Here is a 21,952-nt window from a genome sequence, read left to right as displayed (position 1 = left end):
TTTTAGATTAACCGTATTTTATTAAAAACAATTTAAATCCAGTTTTTATTACATCTAAATGTATTTTCTGAATTGAAGCAAAAAACGTCCCGACAGAATCGGGACGCTTGAAATCAAATTTATATATAAAAGACTAATAAGTTCCTTTTTCAATATAATGCGCAGCAATTTTTTCAGTTAATGCCACTACATTCGGATGGTTGGTATATTTCGTAAACCTTCTTAATCCTGAAAGCATCATTCTCTGCTCGTCGCCTTCAGCGAAAGAAACGATTCCTTCTTTGGCAGCGGTAATGATTTTCTCAACAGCTTTATAAAGATTCAATTGAGCCATAGCCGCTTCTACAGACTCCGGAGAGAAGTGTTTTTCCGCTCTCAGTACTGCAGATTCTGCCATGTAAATCTGGTTTAGGATTTCAGAGGCATTTAATAGTAAATGCTGTTGTTTTTCAATATCCATCATGTATTTCTGAAGGGCAGCTCCGGAAACCATTAAGAATACTTTTTTCAGGTTGGCAATGATTGCTTTTTCTTCACTCATGAACGAAGAATAATCCGGAACTTCGAATGACGGAATACCCATCAGTTCTTTGCTGATTGCCATTGCGGGAGATAATAAGTCTAGTTCTCCTTTCATTGCTCTTTTGATCAGCATTCCGACTGATAAAAGCCTGTTGATTTCGTTGGTTCCCTCATAAATTCTGGAAATTCTGGAATCTCTCCACGCAGCTTCCATCGGGGTATCTTCAGAGAATCCCATTCCACCGTACACCTGAATTCCTTCATCTGCCGTATGCTGCGCAAGATCGGAAACAAATACTTTCAAAATGGAGCATTCAACAGCAAACTCTTCAACCCCTTTTAATTCCGCTTCCTGATGATTCATTCCGCCGGCAACCAGCTCATCAATTTTATCCTGAATATTTTTTGCCGCACGGTAGGATCCTGCTTCACTTACGAAAACTCCGGTTGCCATTTCAGCAATTTTCTTTCTGATGGCTCCGAATGTTGAAATCGACACACCAAACTGTTTTCTTTCGTTAGAGTATTGAATAGAGTGGTTTAAAATTCTTCTCTGAGCATCTAAACAAGCGGCAGCTAATTTAATACGACCGACATTCAGTGCATTTAAAGCGATTTTAAAACCATTGTTTCTTTCTCCTAAAAGGTTGTCAACAGGGATTTTCATATCATTAAAGAAAACCTGGCGGGTAGAAGAGGCACGGATTCCTAATTTATGCTCTTCCTCACCAAAAGTCAGACTTTCAGGATTTTCAAGTTCCGAACGGTTGATTACAAATCCGGTAATATTTTTATCGTCATCAATTTTTGCGAACAAAGTAAAAGTATCGGCGAATCCAGCATTGGAAATCCACATTTTTTGTCCGTTGATAATGTAATGCTTTCCGTCCTCAGAAAGTTTTGCTCTTGTTTTTCCTGAGTTCGCATCAGAACCAGCATCTGGCTCTGTAAGGCAATACGCTCCGAATTTTGTACCGGTGGCTAAATCCGGAAGGTATTTTTGTTTCTGCGCTTCTGTTCCGTACAACACGATCGGAAGGGTTCCGATTCCGGTGTGTGCTCCGTAGGCTGTTGCTAATGAACCCGTTACTCCTGAAAGATAATCGCAGGCCAGCATTGTGGTTACAAAACCCATCCCAAGGCCGCCGTATTCTTCAGGAACAGCAATTCCCAGCATTCCCATTTCACCAAGTTTACGCATCACTTCTTCCGTAAAGGCATAATCTTTTTTCTCGAAACGCTCTTTTTGCGGAACTACTTCTCTGTCTATAAATTCTTTCGCAGAATCGCGAAGCATTTTTTGCTCTTCATTCAGTTCTTCAAGACTGAAGATTTCGTTTGCAGGAATTTCTTTAATTAAGAATTCACCGCCTTTTACAATATTTCCCATTTAATACTTGTTTTTTTATTTTATTTTAAGACTTTTAGATTATAGACGGATAGAGGATAGACCTTTTTGGGTCCTTGTCTACAACTATGTATTTGACTATCTATTCCTATCTTTAATCTTTATTTAATGTATTCTGAAAGACCATTGTTGCTCTTTGAAATTCTTCAATCATGTCTTCAAAGATTTGGCATTTATCATCAGACAAATATTTTCTATAATTTGCTAACAATATTTGTGTTTGCAATTCAAATGACGAGCCTAAAGAAACATCTAAAAAATGACTAAAAGATTTATTTGTTCTGCTTGATCCTTCAGCTATATTGGAAGGAATAGAAATCGAACATCGATCAATCTGGCTTTTTAAACCATATTTTTCGTAATCGGGAAAAGTATCAGTAAGATCAAATGCTAACTTTGATATTTCCATACTCATCTGCCAAATTTTAAGTTTCTTAAAATTGTGTCTTTTAAAATCATTCATCATTTCTTTGTGCTCAAAATCTATTATCAATCGGTCTATTATCTATTGATCTATTTTTTATCTTTTAAAGAAGCTCAAAAATACTCGCTGCTCCCTGTCCTGTTCCCACACACATGGAAACCATTCCGTATTTGTTTCCGCGTTTTCTCATTTCATCAAGAAGCTGAACCGTTAATTTCGTTCCGGTACATCCAAGCGGGTGACCTAACGCAATTGCCCCTCCGTTTACATTGAGAATTTCAGTATTTAAGCCTAATTCTTTTTTAATGGCAACTGACTGTGAAGCGAAGGCTTCGTTCAATTCAATTAATTCTATATCCTTTAATTCCAGGCCTGCTTGTTTTAACGCTTTTGGAATTGCGTAAATCGGGCCCATTCCCATGATTCTCGGTTCAAGACCTGCTGCGGCATAAGCAACCAGTCTTGCTTCCGGCTCCAATCCTAATTCTTTCACCATTTCCTCACTCATTACCATTACGAAAGCGGCTCCATCACTCATCTGGGAAGAGTTTCCTGCTGTTACGCTTCCCCCGTTGGCAAAAACCGGTCTTAATTTAGCCAGACCTTCCAGGGAAGTATCTGCTCTCGGGCCTTCATCCACAGAGAAATCAAACTTTTTAGTCTGCAATTTCTGATTTTCATCCAGGAAATTGTATTCCACGGGAACCGGAACGATCTGACTGGCAAATCTACCTTCCTGATTGGCTTTCAACGCTTTCATGTGAGATTCAAAAGCAAACTGATCCTGTTCTTCTCTCGTAATATTATACTGTTTAGCCACTTCTTCTGCAGTATACCCCATTCCCCAGTAATAATCCGGGTTTGTTTTGGCAATATCTGTTTCCGGAACCGGTTTATAGCCACCCATCGGAATATAAGACATGGATTCTGTACCTCCGGCAATAATGCAGTCTGCCATTCCTGCCTGAATTTTTGCAGAAGCAATCGCAATTGCCTCACTTCCTGATGCACAGTATCTGTTCACCGTAACTCCCGGAACTTTATCGGTATTTAATCCCATCAAGGAAATCAGACGGGCCACATTTAAACCTTGCTCGGCTTCGGGCATTGCATTTCCTACGATCAGGTCGTCAATTCTGTTTTTATCTAATTGCGGAAGTTCGGCCATTAATTTTTCAATTACGGTTGCCGCCATTACATCGGGTCTTGTAAATCGTAAACTACCTTTGGGTGCTTTTCCAACGGCCGTTCTGAACCCTTTTACGATATATGCTGTTTTCATTTGTTTAATTATTTCGGATTTTACACCGGGTTTCCCCCGATGCTTTTTTATTTCGCCCTTTCAGGGCTCAAAAATCTTGGCTTTTTGATTTAATCCTGATTTTATTTTAATTTCTCAACGGTTTTCCATTCTGCAACATGTATTGAATTCTTTCCAATGTTTTTCTCTCTCCGCAAAGCGAAAGGAAAGTTTCTCTTTCGAGGTTCAATAAATACTGTTCTGTCACAACTGTTGGTTCGGATAGATTTCCTCCAACCATTACATAAGCAAGTCTGTCGGCGATTTTCTTGTCATGTTCAGAGATGTAGTTTCCTGTTAACATCTGATCGGTTCCTACATAGAACATTCCGAGAGCATCTTTACCCAACACTTTTACCTTTTGTTCAATAGGCTGGGTGTAACCGTGTTCCGCTAAGCTTTTAGCAAGCATTTTAGCAGTCTTGATCTGCGTTCTTTTGTCAACAGCTACGATATCTTTTCCATGCTCAAGAATTCCCATATCGTATGCTTCATAAGCGGAAGTAGCTACTTTACCCATCGCTATATTCATAAAAGCGTCGCGCAATCTGTTGTTTTTTACGTCGTCGTTATGAAATTCTCTGGAAGTTCTCAGCGTTAGTTCTTTTGTTCCGCCACCGCCGGGAATTACACCCACTCCGGTTTCAACCAGCCCGATATATGTTTCTGCTGCGGCAACAACCCGGTCAGCATGCATCGTCATTTCGCAGCCACCACCTAAAGTCATTCCGTGAGGAGCAACTACTACAGGAATAGAAGAGTAGCGAACCCTCATCATTGATTTTTGGAAATAAGCAATGGCCATATTCAGGTCATCCCAATCCTGTTCGATTGCCATCATGAGAATCATGGCTAAATTGGCACCTACAGAGAAATTGGTTCCCTGGTTTCCGATTACTAAACCATCATATTCTTTTTCAGCTAAATCAATAGCTCTGTTTAATCCATCCAACACTTCGCCGCCTAAGGAGTTCATTTTAGAACGGATTTCAAAGTTGATGATTCCGTCGCCCAAATCTTCAATAGCAGAACCGGAATTGCTCCAAAGAGTTTTATTTTTCCTGATATTATCTAAAATAATGAAAGCATCCTGTCCCGGAATGTTGTTGTATTCGCCGGAGTTTTTATCAACATAAATGCTTTGGCCTTCATCATTGACTTTATAGAATGTTTCCACATTCTTAACCCAGTCTGAAACTTCATACCCGGCATCTTTAGCCAGTTCAATACCTTTTTGAACGCCCACGGCATCCCAGATTTCAAACGGACCGTTTTCCCATCCGAAACCGGCTCTCATGGCATCATCAATTTTATATACTTCGTCAGAGATTTCAGGAACTTTATGCGAAACATACGCAAATAATGCCCCTAAAGATTTTCTGTATAATTCTCCGGCCTTATCTTTTCCGCCGATTAACACTTTAAAACGATCGATAGGTTTGTCTATGTTTTTAGTTAATTCTAAAGTTGCAAAAGAAGATTTGCCCTGAAGTTCATATTCCAAAGTATCCAGATTCAGCCCGTGAATTTCCGATTTGCCTCCTGCATTTTTTACTTTTTTATAGAATCCCTGTTCTGTTTTAGATCCCAACCACTTATTATCAACCATTTTCTGGATGTAATCCGGAAGTGCGAAAACATCATTAAAATCATTAGCTTCAGCACCGCTTTGGCGAACACCGTTTGCTACCATAACCAAAGTATCCAGACCTACAACGTCAGCAGTTCTGAAAGTTGCAGACTTTGGACGACCAATTACAGGCCCCGTCAATTTATCAACTTCGGAAACCGTTAAGCCTAATTTCTGAACATTATGAAGTAAATCCATCATGGAAAAAACTCCTATTCTGTTGGCAATAAATGCCGGTGTGTCTTTTGCTAAGACCGTTGTTTTTCCTAAAAATTTCGCTCCGTAATTCATATAGAAATTGATCACTTCCGGAAGTGTATCCTGAGTTGGAATAATTTCTAAAAGAGGAAGGTATCTTACAGGATTGAAAAAGTGTGTTCCTGCAAAATAGTGTTTGAAATCCTCACTTCTTCCTTCTGTTAATAAATGAATAGGAATCCCGGAAGTATTGGAAGAAATCAATGTACCCGGTTTTCTGAACTGTTCTATCTTTTCATAAACTGACTTTTTGATATCCAGTTTTTCAACAACAACTTCTATGATCCAGTCGGTATCTTTTATTTTCGGTAAATCATCATCAAAATTTCCAACCTTTATTCTGTCTGCAAATTTTGGAGAGTAGAGCAGGGCCGGGCTTGCTTTCTTAAGTTTTTCAAAGTTTTCTGCAGCGATTCTGTTTCTTACCGCTTTATCATCTTTGGTCAAACCTTTTTTCTGTTCCGCTTCAGTGAGTTCAAAAGGAACAATATCGAGCAACGATACCTGAACGCCAATATTGGCGAAATGCGCTGCAATACCGCTTCCCATAATTCCTGAACCAAGAACTGTGACGTGTTTGATTCTTCTTTTCATTGATTTATTATTTGTAATTGTTTTAATTTTATTGCTATTCTGAATGACATCTAAGGAGATTTCCTTTTGTGAGAAAACAGCCCAGACATTTATTTTCTATTGTTTAAATCGGTAGCAATTTTCATAATTTCATTCATGACTTCCTTAAAAGTTTCAAGCTTTTCAGGGGCAATTTTCTCCATTATTCTTTTATTGAAATTAACTACTACTTCTTTAGACATATTTCTTGAGTGCAGACCTTTATCAGTAAGTTTGATGATTACTTCTCTTTTATCCGTAGTCGTTTTTTCTTTGTAGATATATCCATTATCCTCAAGAAGCTTAATAATTCTTGTTAAAGAAGTGGGCTCAATGGCCATTTTAGGACCAAGATTGGTGCTTCTTGTACCTTCCTTCGGATCTATTTTAAGAAGAGTAAGTGCCTGAACGGCGGTAGAATCATGTTCCTGAGCCATTTCAGTATACATTTTGGAAACGGCAAGCCATGTTTGTTTAAGAATTAGATCAACATTTTCTATTTTGTCTTTCTTATTATCCATCATTTTTATATCAAGGTTTAACCAAATATACTAAATATTATGCATGCATAGTATTTATTTGCGTTAAAATTTGTTAACATCTTGATAATAAAAACCTTAATTGATATGACGCGCATAATATTATGCATGCATAGTATATCAATTCAATAAAGAAATGAAAGTGTTAATGAATGGTTTTTAATAAAATGACAATATCTTCAAAAGATTCACATTGATGAATATCTGCAAATCCTGATATTGTCCACTTTTTATTTTTCAATTCAAAAGTAAGATGCGATAAGTCTTGCCTGAAATTTTTCTGTAATAACGAAAACAGCATTTCTTTGTAAACATCCGGGGCAATAATGTGTGGAGGAATATAATCCGGATTGATTTCAAAAAGCGTAGCTCGCGTCAATTCTTCATGCTGCAAAAGAATGTCTTCCACCATACCGGAATACAAATATTCATCTTTTACATACCATATTTTATCGGCAAATTCCTTAGCAAGCCTCCAGTCATGGGAAGAAAAAAGAATGAGTTTATGATGTTCTTTGGCTAAAGCACGAAGTGTTTTAAGAATAATGATTTTATTTTTTTCATCAAGATGCGTTGTAGGCTCATCAAGAATGATGACAGGCGAATTTTGTGTAATGGCTCTTCCGATAAATGCTTTCTGAAGGTTTCCATCCGAAAGGTTTCTGAGCGGTGTATGTCTATACTGAACCAAATCCAGTGTTTCAATAATATGTGTGACTTCGTCTCGGTCTTCTTTTTTAAGTTCAAAATAAAAAGGATAATAAATATATTTCCCCAGTGAAATCAGATCTTCAACAGTATAATTCTGCGGGATGACCGAACTTGAGAAAACAACAGCAATTTGCTCTGCAATTTCTTTTGCCGAAAGTTCTTTTATATTTTTGTTATTAATGCTGATTTCACCTTTAAGAAGCGGAATCTGGTGTAAAATAGATTTGATTAAAGTTGTTTTTCCTACCCCATTATTCCCGATCAGCAGGCATACTTCTCCTAAATTCAGACTGGTATCTGCATTTGAAATTAATGGTTTATTGTAACCGAGGTTTGCTTGTCTGATTTGTAGGTGCATTTGTTTTTTTATTTCCTGCGGATTTCACGGATTTTCACGGATTTTTAATCTATTTTTTTATATTTATTTTGTCATGCTTAAAGCATCTCTACAAAGTTAATTTGGATTTCTACGGAATGACAAACTTGGAATAAAATTAAAAAATATACTCAAACATCTGCGCCATCTGCAAAATCCGCGAGAGAATTTTAAAATTAACAATTTACCCATTTACAATTCACTTTTAAACTCTATTCTGCTTCAAAAGCATTCCCAAAATTACAGGAATCCCAAAGACTGAACTTATCACATTCAACGGAATCTGTGTTTTTTCTGCGATTATGGAGAAGATCAGCATGATGAGCATCCCTAAAAACATGTTCAAAATCCATTGCTGCCAGAGTTTTGCCGGGTTATAAATTAATCTGCAGAAGTGGGGAACTATAATTCCGATGAATAAAACCGGACCTAAAAAAGCTGTTACCGAAGCTGAAAGCAGGGATGAGGCAATAATAACAAAAATTTTGAGCTGATTGAGATTAACGCCCAGACTTTGCGCATATGAAGTACCTAATGAATTCCCAATCAGCGGCTTTATCGTTTTAAAACAAACCCATAAGCCAGCTGAAATTAAAACGGACAGTACATAAATCTGATTTCTGGAAACCATATTATTCGCTCCGAAAGACCACAAAATATAATTTTTTAAACTTTGATTCTCCGCATACAATTGCAATAAAGAAACAACCGCTCCGGAAAAGGCCGATATGAGGAAACCGAAAATAATTAAATAAGACTTATCCTGAAATTTTCTTGTGACGGAAAGGAAAATGAGCATCATCAGTAAGCTTCCTGCGATGGCTGATAGACTTAGAAAGCTATTTTGAAGAATTTCCGGAATCAGCAAATCATGTGAAAAAAAAATGTAAAATGCCACTGATAAACTCGCCACGGAAGTTATACCCAGAATATCCGGACCGGCAAGAGGATTCTGGAAATATTCCTGCATCAGAAATCCTGAAGTCGGAATGGAAATTCCTGCTAAAAGCATTACCAGCAAACGGTTTACGCGAATTTCAGCTATCTGGCCGTTCGATGATTCTGTAAAAAAATCCTTTACATTCAAACTTAAAAATCCTGTGTTCAGGTTTACTACTGCTGCAAGCAAAATAGCAAGAATTAATACCAAACACAGGATTTTAAATTGATCTGACATAAAAAGCCCGACGTTTTATTTTAAAAGAGAATTGATTTTTTCGGTGAGCTGTTCTTCACTTATCATTCCCAAAGTCTCATCTGTTTTATCACCTTTTCTCATAAAAGTAAAGGGAATTGCACCGCCATCCCAGCTTTTAAAATTAGCAGCAAAAAAATCACCGCCAAGCTGCTGCCCGTCTAACAATATTGTATTGTTGCGGATTCCCTGCTCATCCACAAACTGTTGAACTTTTGTATTCCAGTCATTTTTACTGTCAACACTTACAAAAGTAATTTTAACAGGTTTTCCGTTAAGTTCCTGGATTTTATTTTTAAAATGAGGAATTTCCTTCACGCAGGGCCCACACCATGTGGCAAAAAAATTGGTAACATATAAAGTGTCATTTTTTTTACCTAAAAACTCGGAAGTCTGTTCAGCAGTAAACATCTTTAAAGCAGCAGGAGCTTGTGTAGTTTCTGAAACAGAAGCAGAATCCTGCACAGCCATTCCGTCTTCTGTTTTAGCAGATTCTTTTTTACAGCTGAAAACCGAAATTAGGAAAAGGGTGGATAAGATTATCTTTTTCATTATTTTTTATCTATTTTTGAATTGAAGTATGGAACAACAAATCTATAAGGGGAAACTTACAAAGTTTCATTGGCTAAAAATAACGAAAAAGGAAGAACTGACCAAAAATACTTTTTCTCTGGAGTTTGAAATTCCGGAGGATTTGAAGGAGAATTTCAGGTTTGAAGCAGGACAGTTTGTCAGTATACAATTCAGGTCTCACGGGCAGAATGTTATCAAAGATTATTCAATGACTTCCGCACCGTACGAAAAAAAAATTGCTTTGGGAATAAAGATGAATTCCCCAGAAGGAGACGCAGCAGAATTATTCAGAAATTATCATACAGGAGATCTTCTGCTGGTAAGTGAACCGGCCGGAAGATTTACACTCATTTCCAAACCCAGCGAGTTCAGAACCATTGTTGGATTTGCTGCAGGTATTGGAATTACGCCTATTCTCAGTCATTTTAAAAACATTCTTCATACAGAACCAAGAACAAGACTTTTCCTTTTTTTTGGCAACAAATCTTCTGAGGACATGATTTACCGCGACCAGCTCGACAATCTTGCCCGGACCTGCGGCGAGAGGCTTCAGATTTTTTATTTCTTTTCCAGGGAAAACCAATCGAACAGTTTTTTTCACGGAAGATTGGATGATAAAAAGTTGAGCCTTATCATCAATCAGATTCTTCATTTGGACGATACCGATGAAGAATCTACGATCTGGGATGCTGTAGACGAAGTCCTGATCTGCGGGAAAGGAGATATGATTAAAACATTGGCCAATGCCTGTTATCACCACGGAATCCCTAAGAAAAATATACATTTTGAACTTTTTGAGGAATATAATGACGATATTTATCCTGTGGAAAAAGAATTTCCGATTATCGAAAATATTGATGTAGAATTTACGATGCTTGGAAAAACTTATGTTACTAATCTTCCGGATAATAAGGAAAGAATATTGCAGCAATTGCTGATTCAGAAGTTTGCGGTTCCGTATTCGTGCAAATCCGGCATTTGCGGAAGCTGCGAATGCATTCTTGAAGAAGGCAAGGTAGAGCTGCTGGAAAATGAATATCTTACGGAAAAAGAAGAAGAAAAAAGACATATCCTGGCTTGTATGTCTGTTGCCAAAAGCAAGAAAATAAAGCTTAACTTTGATCTGAGTTGAGAATAATAAAAAACATATTTAACCTCATATTGATATCAGTGGAGATCATGATCCTGCTGATATGTCTTGCTAATGCCTGGGTTTTCGCGCTCACGGACGGGCGGACATACAACAAGATCTCTAAAATTCCGCCGAGAGAAGTTGCGTTGGTTTTGGGAACTTCACCAAAAATGCGATCCGGACAATCCAATCCGTATTTCACCAAAAGAATGGACGCGGCAGCATTACTTTATCACCATGGAAAAATAAAAAAAATATTGGTGAGTGGTGAAAAAAGCAAAGGATACGATGAACCTGCAGCGATGAAAAATTACCTGATCTACCAGGAAGGAGTTCCGGAAGAAATCATTATCGAAGACCCGAAAGGATTTAACACCTACCGAAGTATTCTTCGCTGTAAAGATGTGTATAGAAAAGATAATGTAATTATTGTGTCGCAGGGTTTCCACAATCTCCGGGCATTGCTTTTTGCAAGGAACAACAATATGAACGCACTGGGATTTGACGCCCAGGACGTTACCAAGCCTGAAAGCTACTACAGAAACCAATTCCGGGAGATTTTAGCCAGAACGGTTGCTGTCGTGTATTTTGCTTTAGGAATTTCACCGGATTAGAACGGATATCCGAATGCGATATTCAATGTTGGTTTAAACGGCTGGAAATATTTCAGTCTCCATCGGTCGCCTTCAGGTTTATTAGGATCATACATTTTATACGCAAGATCAAGTCTTAAGGTGATATAAGCAATGTTTGCCCTTAACCCGAAACCACTCCCGACACCGACCTGTTTGAGGAATTTATTAAGCTTAAACTCATCCGAAGCAGCTTCATTAGAGTTTTTCAAAGACCAGATATTACCGATGTCCGTGAAAAGCGCTCCTTCATAGGTTTCATTAAACGGAACCCTGAATTCAATATTGGTGGTAAGTTTCAGGTTTTCCGTAATGTAAGTACGTACGCGCTCATCGATTTGTGAATCTGCAGGACCTAGTCCGCCAAAAGGCACCCACGCCCTGATATCATTGGCTCCGCCGTTAAAATAGGATCTGATTACCGGCATGCTGGAAGAGTTTCCGTAAGGAATTCCAAGCCCTACAAACTGCCGCAGCACAAGGGTATTTTTACTAAATTTAAAATATTTTCTGATATCAAAATCAAATTTTACGAATTGTGCATATGGAACACCGAAAATAGTTCTTTCGGGACTGGTAATAACTCCGCCTTCATTTCTTTTCTGATTAAAAATGCTGAAGATATTTCCTGCAAGTTCTACTTTACCGTTAAAATAAAATGAGTTGGGATAATCTTTTTTCCCGATTTCATTATATACAAAATTGTAAATAAAAGAAGAAATTAAAACATCCTGTGTCTGGCGGTCTTTATTGACAAGCGTTCCCAAAAATGCTAAAAGTTTGTCAGCTCCCTGCTGATTGAGTGTTGAAACATAATCCGTATCTAATACAATTTCTTTTGAGACTTCGTCTATCGTCTTTTGTCCTGAAGCGAATTGTTGCGCTAGGGAAGGGTTGAATGCAAAATAATCATTAAATACTTCTCTTCTTATTTCATCATCATTCACGAAATAATCATAATAAGCATCTTTATTTTTGGTTAAACTCAGCTGCGTATTGAATATGGTAAGCCTGTGAGACACTTTGTCGTTTACGGTGGCAAGATAATTTAAACCCGTATTAAAGTTTACCCTTCCAAGACCGATATTATTTTGCACGGAAGCTCCCAACACGATGGATGATGTAGGACTGTACCGTTTCGGAAGCAATTTATAATAATCGAAAGGCAATAGCAATCTTGGAAAATTTAAAGATGCCTGGGCGGAAATTTCATAAGCAAGAACCCTGCTGTTGATATCTTTGGTACTTCTTATGGATCCGAAAGTTCCCGAAAGGCTGGTGGAAAGGTTTTCTGCTCCGCCAAAAACATTTCTTGTCGTAAGATCTACCGAAGGAGATACCCCGAGATTCAGCAGCTGGGAATAATTGACATCCGTACCGAGCTTGAGCTCATATTTCGGAAGTGGTTTAAGAACATACATTACATCAATGATACTGTCATTGGGGGCAGCACCGCCTCCGTGTCTTAAAGAGTCTCTTGATTTGAGTATGCTGAAATTGTTCATTGCCAAAAGATTTCTTCTGGTAAGATCAAATTTTTTCTGATCATATACCTGTTTATTTCCAACAGTAATCGCCCTCCATATTGCTCTTGAATCGTATTGATTATTTACCTTGTGAAAACGTATTCCTCTTAAGCTGTCTTTTTTTGTATTTTTAGGATAATCTCCAACTTCATCTACAATGGCAACATCAATATTCCCTATTGTAGAAACTTTGTACGGGCTGTCCAGAGAATCTTTATGGATTTCAAGGGTTAAAGGAACCTGCTTTCTGCTTTTTAGGGAGTCGGCGATAAAATAAACTTCGTCCCCCAGATTATTGAACCGGTAATATCCGTAATCCTTCATCAGATCATTGATTCTCGTGACTTCTTTTTCAAGAACTGTCTGATCCAATATCTGTCCCTGCCTGATCAGACTTTCCCTGATCTTCTGCTGATAGATATTTTTTACAGCCGGGTCTGTGATGTTATAGTAGTAATCTTTGATGTAGGTAGGATCTTTATGGGTAATAAAATAGGTTACCGCTGCTTTTTTTGCTGCTGAATCAAGATCATGTTTAAACTTTACTTCGGCATCCCAATATCCGCGGTAGGTAAGTCTTTTCTCTATTGATTCCGCACTTTTTTCCGTTTTAGTCTGATCCAGGATTACAGGTGCCGAACCCCAGTTATGATATAACCTGTCAAAAAATAAGCTTTTGCCAACACTGCTTTTCATATTGTATTTAATAAAAAGAGAATCTCTTAGTTTTTGATTTCTCAATTCATTAGGATACGTCATATATTCGTTTAGAAGCGTATCATATTTTGGATTGGCAGCATTATAAAGCCATAAACTGAGCGGCATAAAAAGAAACTGCCTTTTATTTGGCTTTTGCTGTACATAGCCTTTCAGTTCACCATCAAACGGAGTTTTTTTATCTTCAAATTCAAAATTATTCTGTACCAGCAGATATTCTCCGTCCGGAACCTTTTTGGTGGTGCTACAAGCATAAAGGAGACCTACAAATGTTGCAAATGATATAATTTTATAATACTTTTGAGGAGAATTCTTATAATGCTTACAGCTCATACAATAAAAGTTTTACAATCTTTAGATAAAAAAAAGTTCAGACAAAAATACAATTTGTTTTTGGTTGAAGGTAATAAAACGATCACTGAACTTTTCAATTCTAACTTTAAAATTAAAGAAATATTTTCTACCGATCCGCAAAAATTGGACCGTGCGAATGTTCCTGTAACCCATATTTCTGATAATGAGCTTAAAAAAATAAGCTTTCTGCAAAATCCGAAAGATTCTGTTGCCGTTTGTTACCTTAATGAAGAGAAAAAGCTGAATGATGGAAATCTTCAGCTTGTGCTGGATGGCATTCAGGATCCGGGAAATATGGGTACAATTATACGTCTTGCCGACTGGTTTGGTATTGAGCAGATTATCTGTAGTAAAGATACGGTTGATTTTTATAATCCTAAAGTGATCATGGCCAGCATGGGATCTTTTACAAGAGTGAATGTTATTTACAGCGATTTAGTGGAATATCTTTCCGGAACTAAAAATATCAATATCGGTACGGATATGGACGGTGAAAATATCTATTCATTTAGCAGACCTGAAAAAATGAATCTGATCCTTGGAAATGAAGGAAACGGAATGCGTCCTGAAACCGAAAAACTTTTGGAAAAAAGCGTTATGATCCCCAGATTCGGAAAATCACAATCTACGGAGAGCCTTAATGTCTCTATGGCTGCGGGTATTATTTTAGGGCAACTTTTCAGTGAAAGAGAGTAATAGAGTTTGAGAGTGGGAGAGTTGATGAATCATAAATAACTTAAAACACTCAAACGCTCCCACACTACAACTCAAATAAGCTGCTCCATGCTTGAAACACTTTGATTTTTCTGGTAGTTTTCCAGTTTCTTTCTGATAAATCTTAATGCAATTGGTGCAAGATAAATGAGTGCTACTCCGGCAACTTTTCTTTTCCAATTTGAACTTTTAAGGCTTTTTCTGGCATAGTTTCCCACAATGGCAGTAACTCCCAGTTTAATCAGCATATCTACAGCATCTCCTTTTAATGCAGAGCCTGCAATGCCCATTGCCGTGTTTTTATTGATTAATGCTCCTTTTATTTCGGAAGTGATCTGTTTGGCAATTACGTCTTTTTTCAGAACAACTTTTTCGTCGCCATCTTCATCTACTTTTTCTTCGAGATACGGATCTGTCAAACCATTGGTGAATGCACTTAAACTTTCTTTTGTGTTCTTGAATGTAAGAAGATCTTCCAATCCTTCGATTTCCTGTTTCAACAGTTTTTTCTTTCTTCTTAATTCTTCTAAGCTTTCATACTTTCTGCCCATAGTTTAATGATTTAAAAATTTAATAACCTGATCTGCGACATAATTTACAATTTTCTTTTTAAATACCATTAAAATCATCATGATAAGAAAATAAAATGCTGCTACAATCAGAAATCCATACGAAGTACCACCTACTGCTTTTCCGATAAGAAATGCAATCCCAAAGTTGAACAGGATAATGAAAAAACCAAAGGCTACCAACATTAAAACAAGATAGGTAACAACTCCGGCTGAAAGTGAAGATTTTTCAGTGGCTTCAATTTTCAGGAGGTCAATTCTTTTTGATGCGTATTCTTTAATAGTTTCAATCATTGTTTTTATTTAAAGTTACAAAAAAAGGAACTTTTGTTTATAAAGTTCCTTCTCATAATTTACCTAAAAAAATAAATTATTTTATTGTTTTAGATCATTTAGTTCAGATTCTACATTCTTTACTACATCTGCAGTTTTTGAAACAATCTGATCTTTGTATTTATCGTATCCGTCTTTAACCGTGTGAGCAACGTTACTTGCTGTTTCTTTGAAAGTAGAAGAAATATTGCTGTACTGGTCTTTTACCTTTTCAGAAACCTCTCCGTATTTATTTTTAGCCTGATCTTTAATATCATTGGCTTTTTCTTTAATTTTTTTTCTGGTTTCCTTACCTTCTTCCGGAGCATAAAGCATTCCTAAAATTACACCCGCCGCAGCACCTGCAAGAAGCCCTGCCAAAATACCCGCTGTATTGTTTTTCTTAGACATTTTCGTTTTTTTTAATAGTTAATATACTAGTTTTACTTGCTTAATATTTGTACAATTAATATACCAAAGGAAGCAAATATCTATTAAAAAGTGTTAAATATTTTTGATGTAAGAAAGAATACTTTCTATGGTTTCTTCTTTTGAAATACTGGTATTATCGATAACTATGGCGTCATCTGCTTGTTTGAGTGGTGCTATTTCCCGCTCACTGTCAATCTTATCGCGTATAATAAGGTTTTCTTTTACCTGTCGTTCATTGGATTCGATTCCCAGACTTATCAGTTCCTGATAGCGTCTTTTTGTTCTTTCATCAATGCTTGCCGTCAGGAAAAACTTATAGTCCGCATTTGGCAGAACTACTGTCCCGATGTCACGTCCATCCATGATAATACCTCCTTTTTCTGCCAAAGAGCGCTGTGACTGCAGAAGAAAATCACGTACTTCCTTCTGTTTTGCGACAAAACTTACGTTTTCTGACACTTCATTGGTACGGATGGCTTTTGAAATGTCAATATGATTTAAGAAAAGAACCAGTTCTCCATTATCATTTTTAAATTCAAGCTCTATCTCATCAAAAGAAGAAAACAGACTTTGAAGATTAATTGATCCGTCGTCATTCAAACAATTCTGAAGAGCAAACCAGGTAACTCCTCTGTAGAGTGCACCCGTATCCAGGTGAATAATCCCCAATTTTTGGGCAATAATTTTAGAGATTGAACTTTTTCCGGTAGACGAGTACCCATCGATTGCTATAACAGGTTTTTTCATGACACAAATTTCCAGATTTTTTATTAAAAACCAAGTAAAGTAATCGTATTTTATTGATGATTATATGCAGCAAGTTGTTCAAAGTATACAGAACCGGCTTTACATCAAATATTTAAATTAAAAAATCCCCGAATAAATTCAGGGATATATTTATTAAATGATTTTTATTTAATTATTCTCCGGCATGGCTTACAAGATCTACGGAAACACCAATCTGATTAACATTGGTTGAATTATGATACCTTACATGGGCATAATCGATTCTGAATCTTGATAATTTAATCCCAAACCCTGCGGAAAGCCCGGAGAAGTTTCTCTGATCTGCCACTGCCAGTTCGTTTCCTCGTTTTACATTATATCCAAGCCTGATGTTGAATCCTTTTTCAGGAAACAATTCTGCACCCAGGGAGAAGTGATCGGCAATTTTTCTACCCAGATTTACTTCCTGACCGTTTACATTGTATTGTGAAGAAATATCAAATTCCTGAAGATCGTGCGCGGTAATGGTAATCGCCAGCGGAATTGCTTTTAAAATCCGGGTATATCCTAAATCCACACGGAAAGGAAGATTTTCCCGGGTTCCGTTGAATGATTTGAACTGATATCCGAAGTTTCTGAATACCAGAGAAGCCGTTTCTTTGTTCTTTCTATTGTGATAAGTAATTCCTGCGTTTCCTGATATGGCCGAAGAGGTATAGTTATCAATCTTAGAAGTGATAAAATTTAATCCGCCGCCTATTGTCCAGTCTTCTTCAAACTGATACGCATATCCTGCACCGATGGCTACATCGGAAGCTTTGAATGTTCCGTTTTCGAAACCACTTTCATCAGTTCTGGGAATATCTCCGTAACTCATGTAGCGTGCATTGATAGTAGCCATGTGACCATTATCAAAATCTTTGGCATAGGCTATTGTTCCGTATTTGGAATCGGCAAGGTATGCCGCCGCATTTACAGACAGCTGGTTATCGGAATCTTTATTAAGCAATGACGGGTTTGCAATGGCAAAGGAAACATCATGATCTCTTACTGAAATTGCATCGCCGCCAAGTGCAGCCTGTCTCGCAGAAACCGGAATATTTAAAAACGGGTAAACGTTTGTTCCTGTTTGTGCATAAGAAACAATCCCTGACAGAAATAATGAAAAAATGACAATTTTCTTCAATTCAGTTTATTAGTAATGCAAAAATAATCCTTTTTCGTACTTTTCAAAATATTTCTCACATTATTTACCGGGAAATTTTAACTTTTTTGAAATTTACGTCTTATTAGCCCCGATTGAAACGACATCCTTTTCGGGTGCGGGCGGAGCAAAGCGGAGCCCGTACCCGAAAAGATACAGTGGAAAGCGGGAAAAAGCTTCAAATAAATAGTAAATACAGCTTTTTAACGTGATCAAACTGCTCACCTGAAAACAGCTTCAGAAACAACCTTTAAAAATTTAATCCGGAATTAAAAATCAACCTGATTAATGATTATATTTGCAAAGTCAAATTTCTGACGAACCAACCGATAAAATGTATTTAAAAATAAAGATGAAATATAAAAGAATCCTTCTGAAACTTAGTGGTGAAGCCTTAATGGGAAACAGACAATATGGTATTGACAACGAAAGGCTTCAGGAATACGCAGCTGAGATCAAAAAAGTAGTGGACAAAGGCTGTGAAGTTGCCATTGTAATTGGAGGAGGAAATATTTTCCGCGGTGTGGCCGGAGCTGCCAAAGGAATGGACAGAGTGCAGGGCGATTATATGGGCATGCTTGCAACGGTAATCAACGGAATGGCACTTCAGGGAGCACTGGAAGATGCCGGTATCAAAACGAGATTGCAGTCTGCCATCGAAATGGACAAAGTAGCGGAACCTTTCATCAAAAGAAGAGCAGTGAGACATCTTGAAAAAGGAAGAGTAGTGATCTTCGGAGCCGGAACAGGAAATCCTTATTTCACAACCGATACTGCGGCAACATTAAGAGCAATTGAAATCGGAGCGGATGTCATTTTAAAAGGAACCAGGGTAGACGGAATTTATGACAGCGATCCTGAAAAAAATGTAAATGCCGTAAAATATAATTCATTATCTTTCGACGAAGTTTACGCCAAAAACCTTAAAGTAATGGATATGACTGCTTTTACGTTAAGCCACGAAAACAAATTGCCGATTATCGTTTTTGATATGAACAAAGACGGAAATCTTGAAAAAATTGTTGACGGAGAAAATGTTGGTACTTTAGTTGATTTGTAATTTTAAGAGAAAAGTAAAAAGTGAAAAGTAAAAAGTGAAAAGTGAAAGAGCCAAGTAGAACCGGTGATGAAGTTTGTAAGTAGGTAGGCTTTACTTTTAACTTGAATCTTCAAAATGTGTAACTTATCAAATTTTTATTATATAATGGAAGAATTAGATCTTATAGTAGAGTCTGTGCAACACGATATGGAAGCGGCTGTTAAGCACCTGGATCATGCATTTCAAAGAATCAGAGCGGGACGTGCGTCTACAAATATGGTTCAGGATGTAATGGTAGAATATTACGGAGCACTCACTCCCATCAATCAGGTTGCCAATGTTTCTATCCCGGATGCCATGACGATTTCTATTCAACCTTGGGATGCTAAAGCAATTAATGATATTGAAAAAGCGATCATTAATTCTAATCTTGGTTTTGCCCCATCTAACAACGGGATCAATATTATTCTTAATGTTCCACCGTTAACAGAAGAAAGAAGAAGAGAGCTGGCAAAACAGGCAAAATCTGAAACTGAAGATACGAAAGTTGTTGTAAGAAATGCAAGACAAAATGGTCTGAAAGAGCTTAAAAAGCTTGACGGTGTATCTGAAGATATTATTAAAGGTATTGAAGCTGACATCCAGGTTCTTACGGATAAGTATGTGAAAATTTGTGACGAGCATCTGAAAGTAAAAGAAGCTGAAATCATGAAAGTCTAATTTTCAGAAAATACAATATAAAAGCGGCCTCAGAATTTGAAGCCGCTTTTTTGTTACAGGCAGTTGATACCGCCTTTCCTGTCTTTATTTTTAACGATAAGCTGATATTTTTTCATCAATTCAGCAATATCACATTTTGTTTCTTTATTGGAAATGGTTTGAGGATTCTTATTATTTCCTTTGGAAGATACGGAATAGTTTTTCTCAAAACACTGAACGGGTTTATGATCTAAAATATAAATCCTTTTTTCTTTAATATCATCCTTTGTCTCCGGTTTTTCAGGAGTTCCGCTGTCATCAAAATTCCAGACTGTTTCATCATTGAAAATAAAAAACACCTGCTCGTTTTTTATGAAATAAAGGGTTGAAGAAGAAAAATGGCTGTGTTCCGCATAAAAATCCTTCACGGCTGCAAGCTTCTTATCTTTATAGTAAAGGGTAACTTCACCTTCTCTTTCATCACAATTATAGCTGAATTGCGTTGAATCTAATTTCTTTGAGATTAGCATACTGTTTATACTGGCGTACTCTTTCTTTATATCATCAATTGTTTTTATTGAATCATCTCTGGTTATCAAAGAAGTGTTATTGTTTATTGCTGGATCTTCAGATTGTTTTTTTTTGATTGCTTTTGCATCTTCTTTTTTGCAGGAGATGATCATAATAAGACTTAGAACAGTCAGTATATTTTTCATATGTAAATGGTTTTGGCTGCCTCATTAGTACAAAAAACATGCTATGACAATCACCTGTACTGAAAATAAAAAGATCCGGAATTTCCGGATCTTCTAATATTACTGATATCTTTTATGTTCCTGATTTTTGACGAACAGCTTCGTGACCGGTTTAAAGAATGCCTTGTATTTTTCCGCATCAAATAACTGCGAATCGGTAAGTGCCTTATAGGTCATCCATATCCCGAAAGGAAATAAAACAAGATTAGGAATCCAGGCCGCAAGATAAGGATTTACTTTTCCGGACCAGGCCATATTTTCCACTCCAACGTTAATGACATAAAATATAATGAAAATAACAATGGCAATAATCACGGGCAGTCCCATTCCTCCTTTTCTGATGATAGATCCGAGACTTGCACCGATCAGGAAGAAGATAATACAGGTGAATGAATAGGTAACAATTCTCTGCTGATAAATGACCACTTTCCCGTAATATTTAACGACAGGATCGATTTCATTATTTTTACCGTCGACGGTACCTTTAAGGTTTTCAAGGCGGGTATACGCATTATTAATAATCTCCAGCTTTTTGTCATTTTTTAAAGTATCAAGCTTTAAAAGCTGCTTGGGTTTTGCTTTGGATCTGTTCTGTTTGGTATCCATATACGTTATCACAGAGTTGGTTTGACCCAGAACATCATTATTTATATTGGTAAAGAATTTATTGTTATCCTTCTTGGTCTGATCAATAGTTTTATCAAGCTGGTTGAATGTCTGGAAACGGTAATCATCCGTAATTTTTTCTTCTTCGATTGCTTTATTAATAATTTCACTTACGTCAAAATGCGAAGTCAGCGAATCAAATTTTATAGCTTGATCAGGCTGTTTCAGGCGTACATTTTCCGCTTTTCCTGCAAAATTGTCTTCGTACACATATCCGTTGTAAAGAATGAGTTTAAGATAATTCTTGTTGGCAGCCGGCACAAATTTTCCTTTTTCTGCTACGATTGATTGTTGGTTATCATAAGAGGTTGCTTTTTTATGGATAAAAACACCGTCGATATTTTCCCCATTTTCCCCGCTTATTTTATCAAACTTCACCATGTATCCGGGAATCTGATCGATAAACTGACCCGGCGTGAAGTTGAGCGCTGGTTTGGTCTGTGCAATATTGAAGAGCATATTTTTCGCCTTTCGCTGAAAATCCGGAATAATATTATTGGAGAAAAAATACAGCATGACTGAAAGAACAACCGTTACACCAAGCAATGGAAGCATTACCCTGGTGAGCGAAATTCCCGCGGCTTTCATGGCTGCAAGCTCATACCGTTCCCCGAATTCCCCGAAGGACATGATACTTGCCAGAAGAATCGTCAATGGCAATACCATACTGATCACGCTTACTCCCAGATAAAAAAGAAGTTTAAGAATTTGAAAGGTGCTGAGTCCTTTTCCCATAAATTGTCCCAGCTGAACCCAGATGATATTCACAATAAATATGAAAAACAGCACGCTGAATATAAAGAAAAACGGTCCGAAGAAAGTTTTTATAATATATCGGTCTAGTATTTTTAACATGTGCCAAAATTAATGAAAAAGCCACAAAGTTTCCTTTGCAGCTTTTATATTTTATGAAATTTTTATAATCTG

21 protein-coding genes are annotated in these 21,952 nt (G+C 37.1%); 5 read left to right on the top strand and 16 right to left on the bottom strand.

The annotated features are described in order from the left end of the window. Window positions 1–133: 133 nt before the first annotated feature. From BUA76_RS01115 to BUA76_RS01080, 8 genes are all read right to left on the bottom strand, one after another. Entirely contained in the window at window positions 134–1,912 is a 1,779-nt protein-coding gene (locus BUA76_RS01115) for an acyl-CoA dehydrogenase family protein (RefSeq protein ID WP_072882801.1), read from the bottom strand. 112 nt (window positions 1,913–2,024) lie between these two features. Continuing rightward, the gene (locus BUA76_RS01110) at window positions 2,025–2,393 is read right to left on the bottom strand and encodes a four helix bundle protein (RefSeq protein ID WP_072882799.1); all 369 of its coding nucleotides are present in this window, start codon (window positions 2,391–2,393) and stop codon (window positions 2,025–2,027) included. Between the two features lie 64 nt (window positions 2,394–2,457). Next, window positions 2,458–3,636 (bottom strand): thiolase family protein, encoded by a 1,179-nt coding sequence (locus BUA76_RS01105; RefSeq protein ID WP_072882797.1) that lies wholly within the window; start codon window positions 3,634–3,636, stop codon window positions 2,458–2,460. 106 nt (window positions 3,637–3,742) lie between these two features. Then, a complete protein-coding gene (locus tag BUA76_RS01100) occupies window positions 3,743–6,136 on the bottom strand; it encodes a 3-hydroxyacyl-CoA dehydrogenase/enoyl-CoA hydratase family protein (RefSeq protein WP_072882794.1) in 2,394 nt (797 codons plus the stop codon). A gap of 89 nt (window positions 6,137–6,225) precedes the next feature. Then, window positions 6,226–6,675, bottom strand: coding sequence for a MarR family winged helix-turn-helix transcriptional regulator (locus tag BUA76_RS01095; RefSeq protein WP_066436062.1), 450 nt, complete (start codon window positions 6,673–6,675; stop codon window positions 6,226–6,228). 163 nt (window positions 6,676–6,838) lie between these two features. Continuing rightward, entirely contained in the window at window positions 6,839–7,762 is a 924-nt protein-coding gene (locus tag BUA76_RS01090; protein WP_072882791.1) for an ABC transporter ATP-binding protein, read from the bottom strand. Window positions 7,763–7,985: 223 nt separating this feature from the next. Then, a complete protein-coding gene (locus tag BUA76_RS01085) occupies window positions 7,986–8,957 on the bottom strand; it encodes an iron ABC transporter permease (protein ID WP_072882789.1) in 972 nt (323 codons plus the stop codon). A gap of 15 nt (window positions 8,958–8,972) precedes the next feature. Beyond that, window positions 8,973–9,527 carry a TlpA family protein disulfide reductase gene (locus tag BUA76_RS01080; RefSeq protein WP_072882787.1) on the bottom strand — a complete coding sequence of 185 codons (555 nt, stop codon included), beginning with the start codon at window positions 9,525–9,527 and terminating at the stop codon, window positions 8,973–8,975. Window positions 9,528–9,555: 28 nt separating this feature from the next. Here BUA76_RS01080 and BUA76_RS01075 point away from each other — a divergent pair, with 28 nt between their 5' ends. Together BUA76_RS01075 and BUA76_RS01070 are read left to right on the top strand one after the other, a co-directional pair. Continuing rightward, window positions 9,556–10,680, top strand: coding sequence for a ferredoxin--NADP reductase (locus BUA76_RS01075; protein WP_072882785.1), 1,125 nt, complete (start codon window positions 9,556–9,558; stop codon window positions 10,678–10,680). Continuing rightward, the gene (locus tag BUA76_RS01070; protein ID WP_072882784.1) at window positions 10,677–11,294 is read left to right on the top strand and encodes a SanA/YdcF family protein; all 618 of its coding nucleotides are present in this window, start codon (window positions 10,677–10,679) and stop codon (window positions 11,292–11,294) included. Before BUA76_RS01075 ends, BUA76_RS01070 begins: the two co-directional genes overlap by 4 nt. Here the strand turns inward: BUA76_RS01070 and tamL are convergent. Beyond that, the gene (tamL, locus tag BUA76_RS01065) at window positions 11,291–13,888 is read right to left on the bottom strand and encodes a translocation and assembly module lipoprotein TamL (protein WP_072882783.1); all 2,598 of its coding nucleotides are present in this window, start codon (window positions 13,886–13,888) and stop codon (window positions 11,291–11,293) included. The genes BUA76_RS01070 and tamL overlap by 4 nt on opposite strands. On the opposite strand from tamL, the gene BUA76_RS01060 reads away from it, so the two are divergent. After that, the gene (locus tag BUA76_RS01060; RefSeq protein ID WP_072882782.1) at window positions 13,874–14,605 is read left to right on the top strand and encodes a TrmH family RNA methyltransferase; all 732 of its coding nucleotides are present in this window, start codon (window positions 13,874–13,876) and stop codon (window positions 14,603–14,605) included. The two genes, tamL and BUA76_RS01060, sit on opposite strands and share 15 nt — an antisense overlap. Window positions 14,606–14,676: 71 nt before the next feature. On the opposite strand, the gene BUA76_RS01055 is transcribed toward BUA76_RS01060, so the two are convergent. The 5 genes from BUA76_RS01055 to porQ form a co-directional block, all read right to left on the bottom strand. Next, a complete protein-coding gene (locus BUA76_RS01055; RefSeq protein WP_072882781.1) occupies window positions 14,677–15,174 on the bottom strand; it encodes a phosphoribosyl-ATP pyrophosphatase in 498 nt (165 codons plus the stop codon). Window positions 15,175–15,177: 3 nt separating this feature from the next. Beyond that, on the bottom strand, window positions 15,178–15,486 hold the full coding sequence (locus BUA76_RS01050) for a phage holin family protein (protein ID WP_072882780.1): 309 nt from the start codon (window positions 15,484–15,486) through the stop codon (window positions 15,178–15,180). A gap of 81 nt (window positions 15,487–15,567) precedes the next feature. Further along, complete coding sequence (locus tag BUA76_RS01045) at window positions 15,568–15,915, bottom strand: YtxH domain-containing protein (RefSeq protein WP_072882779.1); 348 nt, start codon at window positions 15,913–15,915, stop codon at window positions 15,568–15,570. Window positions 15,916–16,008: 93 nt separating this feature from the next. After that, on the bottom strand, window positions 16,009–16,683 hold the full coding sequence (gene cmk, locus BUA76_RS01040) for a (d)CMP kinase (RefSeq protein ID WP_072882778.1): 675 nt from the start codon (window positions 16,681–16,683) through the stop codon (window positions 16,009–16,011). 172 nt (window positions 16,684–16,855) lie between these two features. After that, the gene (gene porQ, locus BUA76_RS01035) at window positions 16,856–17,848 is read right to left on the bottom strand and encodes a type IX secretion system protein PorQ (RefSeq protein ID WP_072882777.1); all 993 of its coding nucleotides are present in this window, start codon (window positions 17,846–17,848) and stop codon (window positions 16,856–16,858) included. A gap of 370 nt (window positions 17,849–18,218) precedes the next feature. Here porQ and pyrH point away from each other — a divergent pair, with 370 nt between their 5' ends. Together pyrH and frr are read left to right on the top strand one after the other, a co-directional pair. Then, window positions 18,219–18,926, top strand: coding sequence for a UMP kinase (gene pyrH / locus BUA76_RS01030; protein WP_072883355.1), 708 nt, complete (start codon window positions 18,219–18,221; stop codon window positions 18,924–18,926). A 144-nt stretch (window positions 18,927–19,070) separates the two neighbouring features. Continuing rightward, window positions 19,071–19,625: a ribosome recycling factor gene (frr, locus tag BUA76_RS01025; RefSeq protein WP_072882775.1), complete on the top strand. Its 555-nt coding sequence runs from the start codon at window positions 19,071–19,073 to the stop codon at window positions 19,623–19,625. A gap of 53 nt (window positions 19,626–19,678) precedes the next feature. Here frr and BUA76_RS01020 read toward each other — a convergent pair whose 3' ends face one another. Both BUA76_RS01020 and BUA76_RS01015 read right to left on the bottom strand, forming a co-directional pair. Beyond that, on the bottom strand, window positions 19,679–20,320 hold the full coding sequence (locus BUA76_RS01020; RefSeq protein ID WP_143149832.1) for a hypothetical protein: 642 nt from the start codon (window positions 20,318–20,320) through the stop codon (window positions 19,679–19,681). Window positions 20,321–20,419: 99 nt separating this feature from the next. Next, window positions 20,420–21,880, bottom strand: a complete 1,461-nt coding sequence (locus BUA76_RS01015; RefSeq protein WP_072882771.1) for an LptF/LptG family permease — start codon at window positions 21,878–21,880, stop codon at window positions 20,420–20,422. Window positions 21,881–21,952 lie beyond the last annotated feature (72 nt).

This window comes from Chryseobacterium takakiae, assembly GCF_900129385.1.
Lineage (GTDB): Bacteria > Bacteroidota > Bacteroidia > Flavobacteriales > Weeksellaceae > Chryseobacterium > Chryseobacterium takakiae.
The sequence above is the reverse complement of the archived record's forward strand: the minus strand, read 5'-3'. Positions and strand labels throughout refer to the sequence as shown.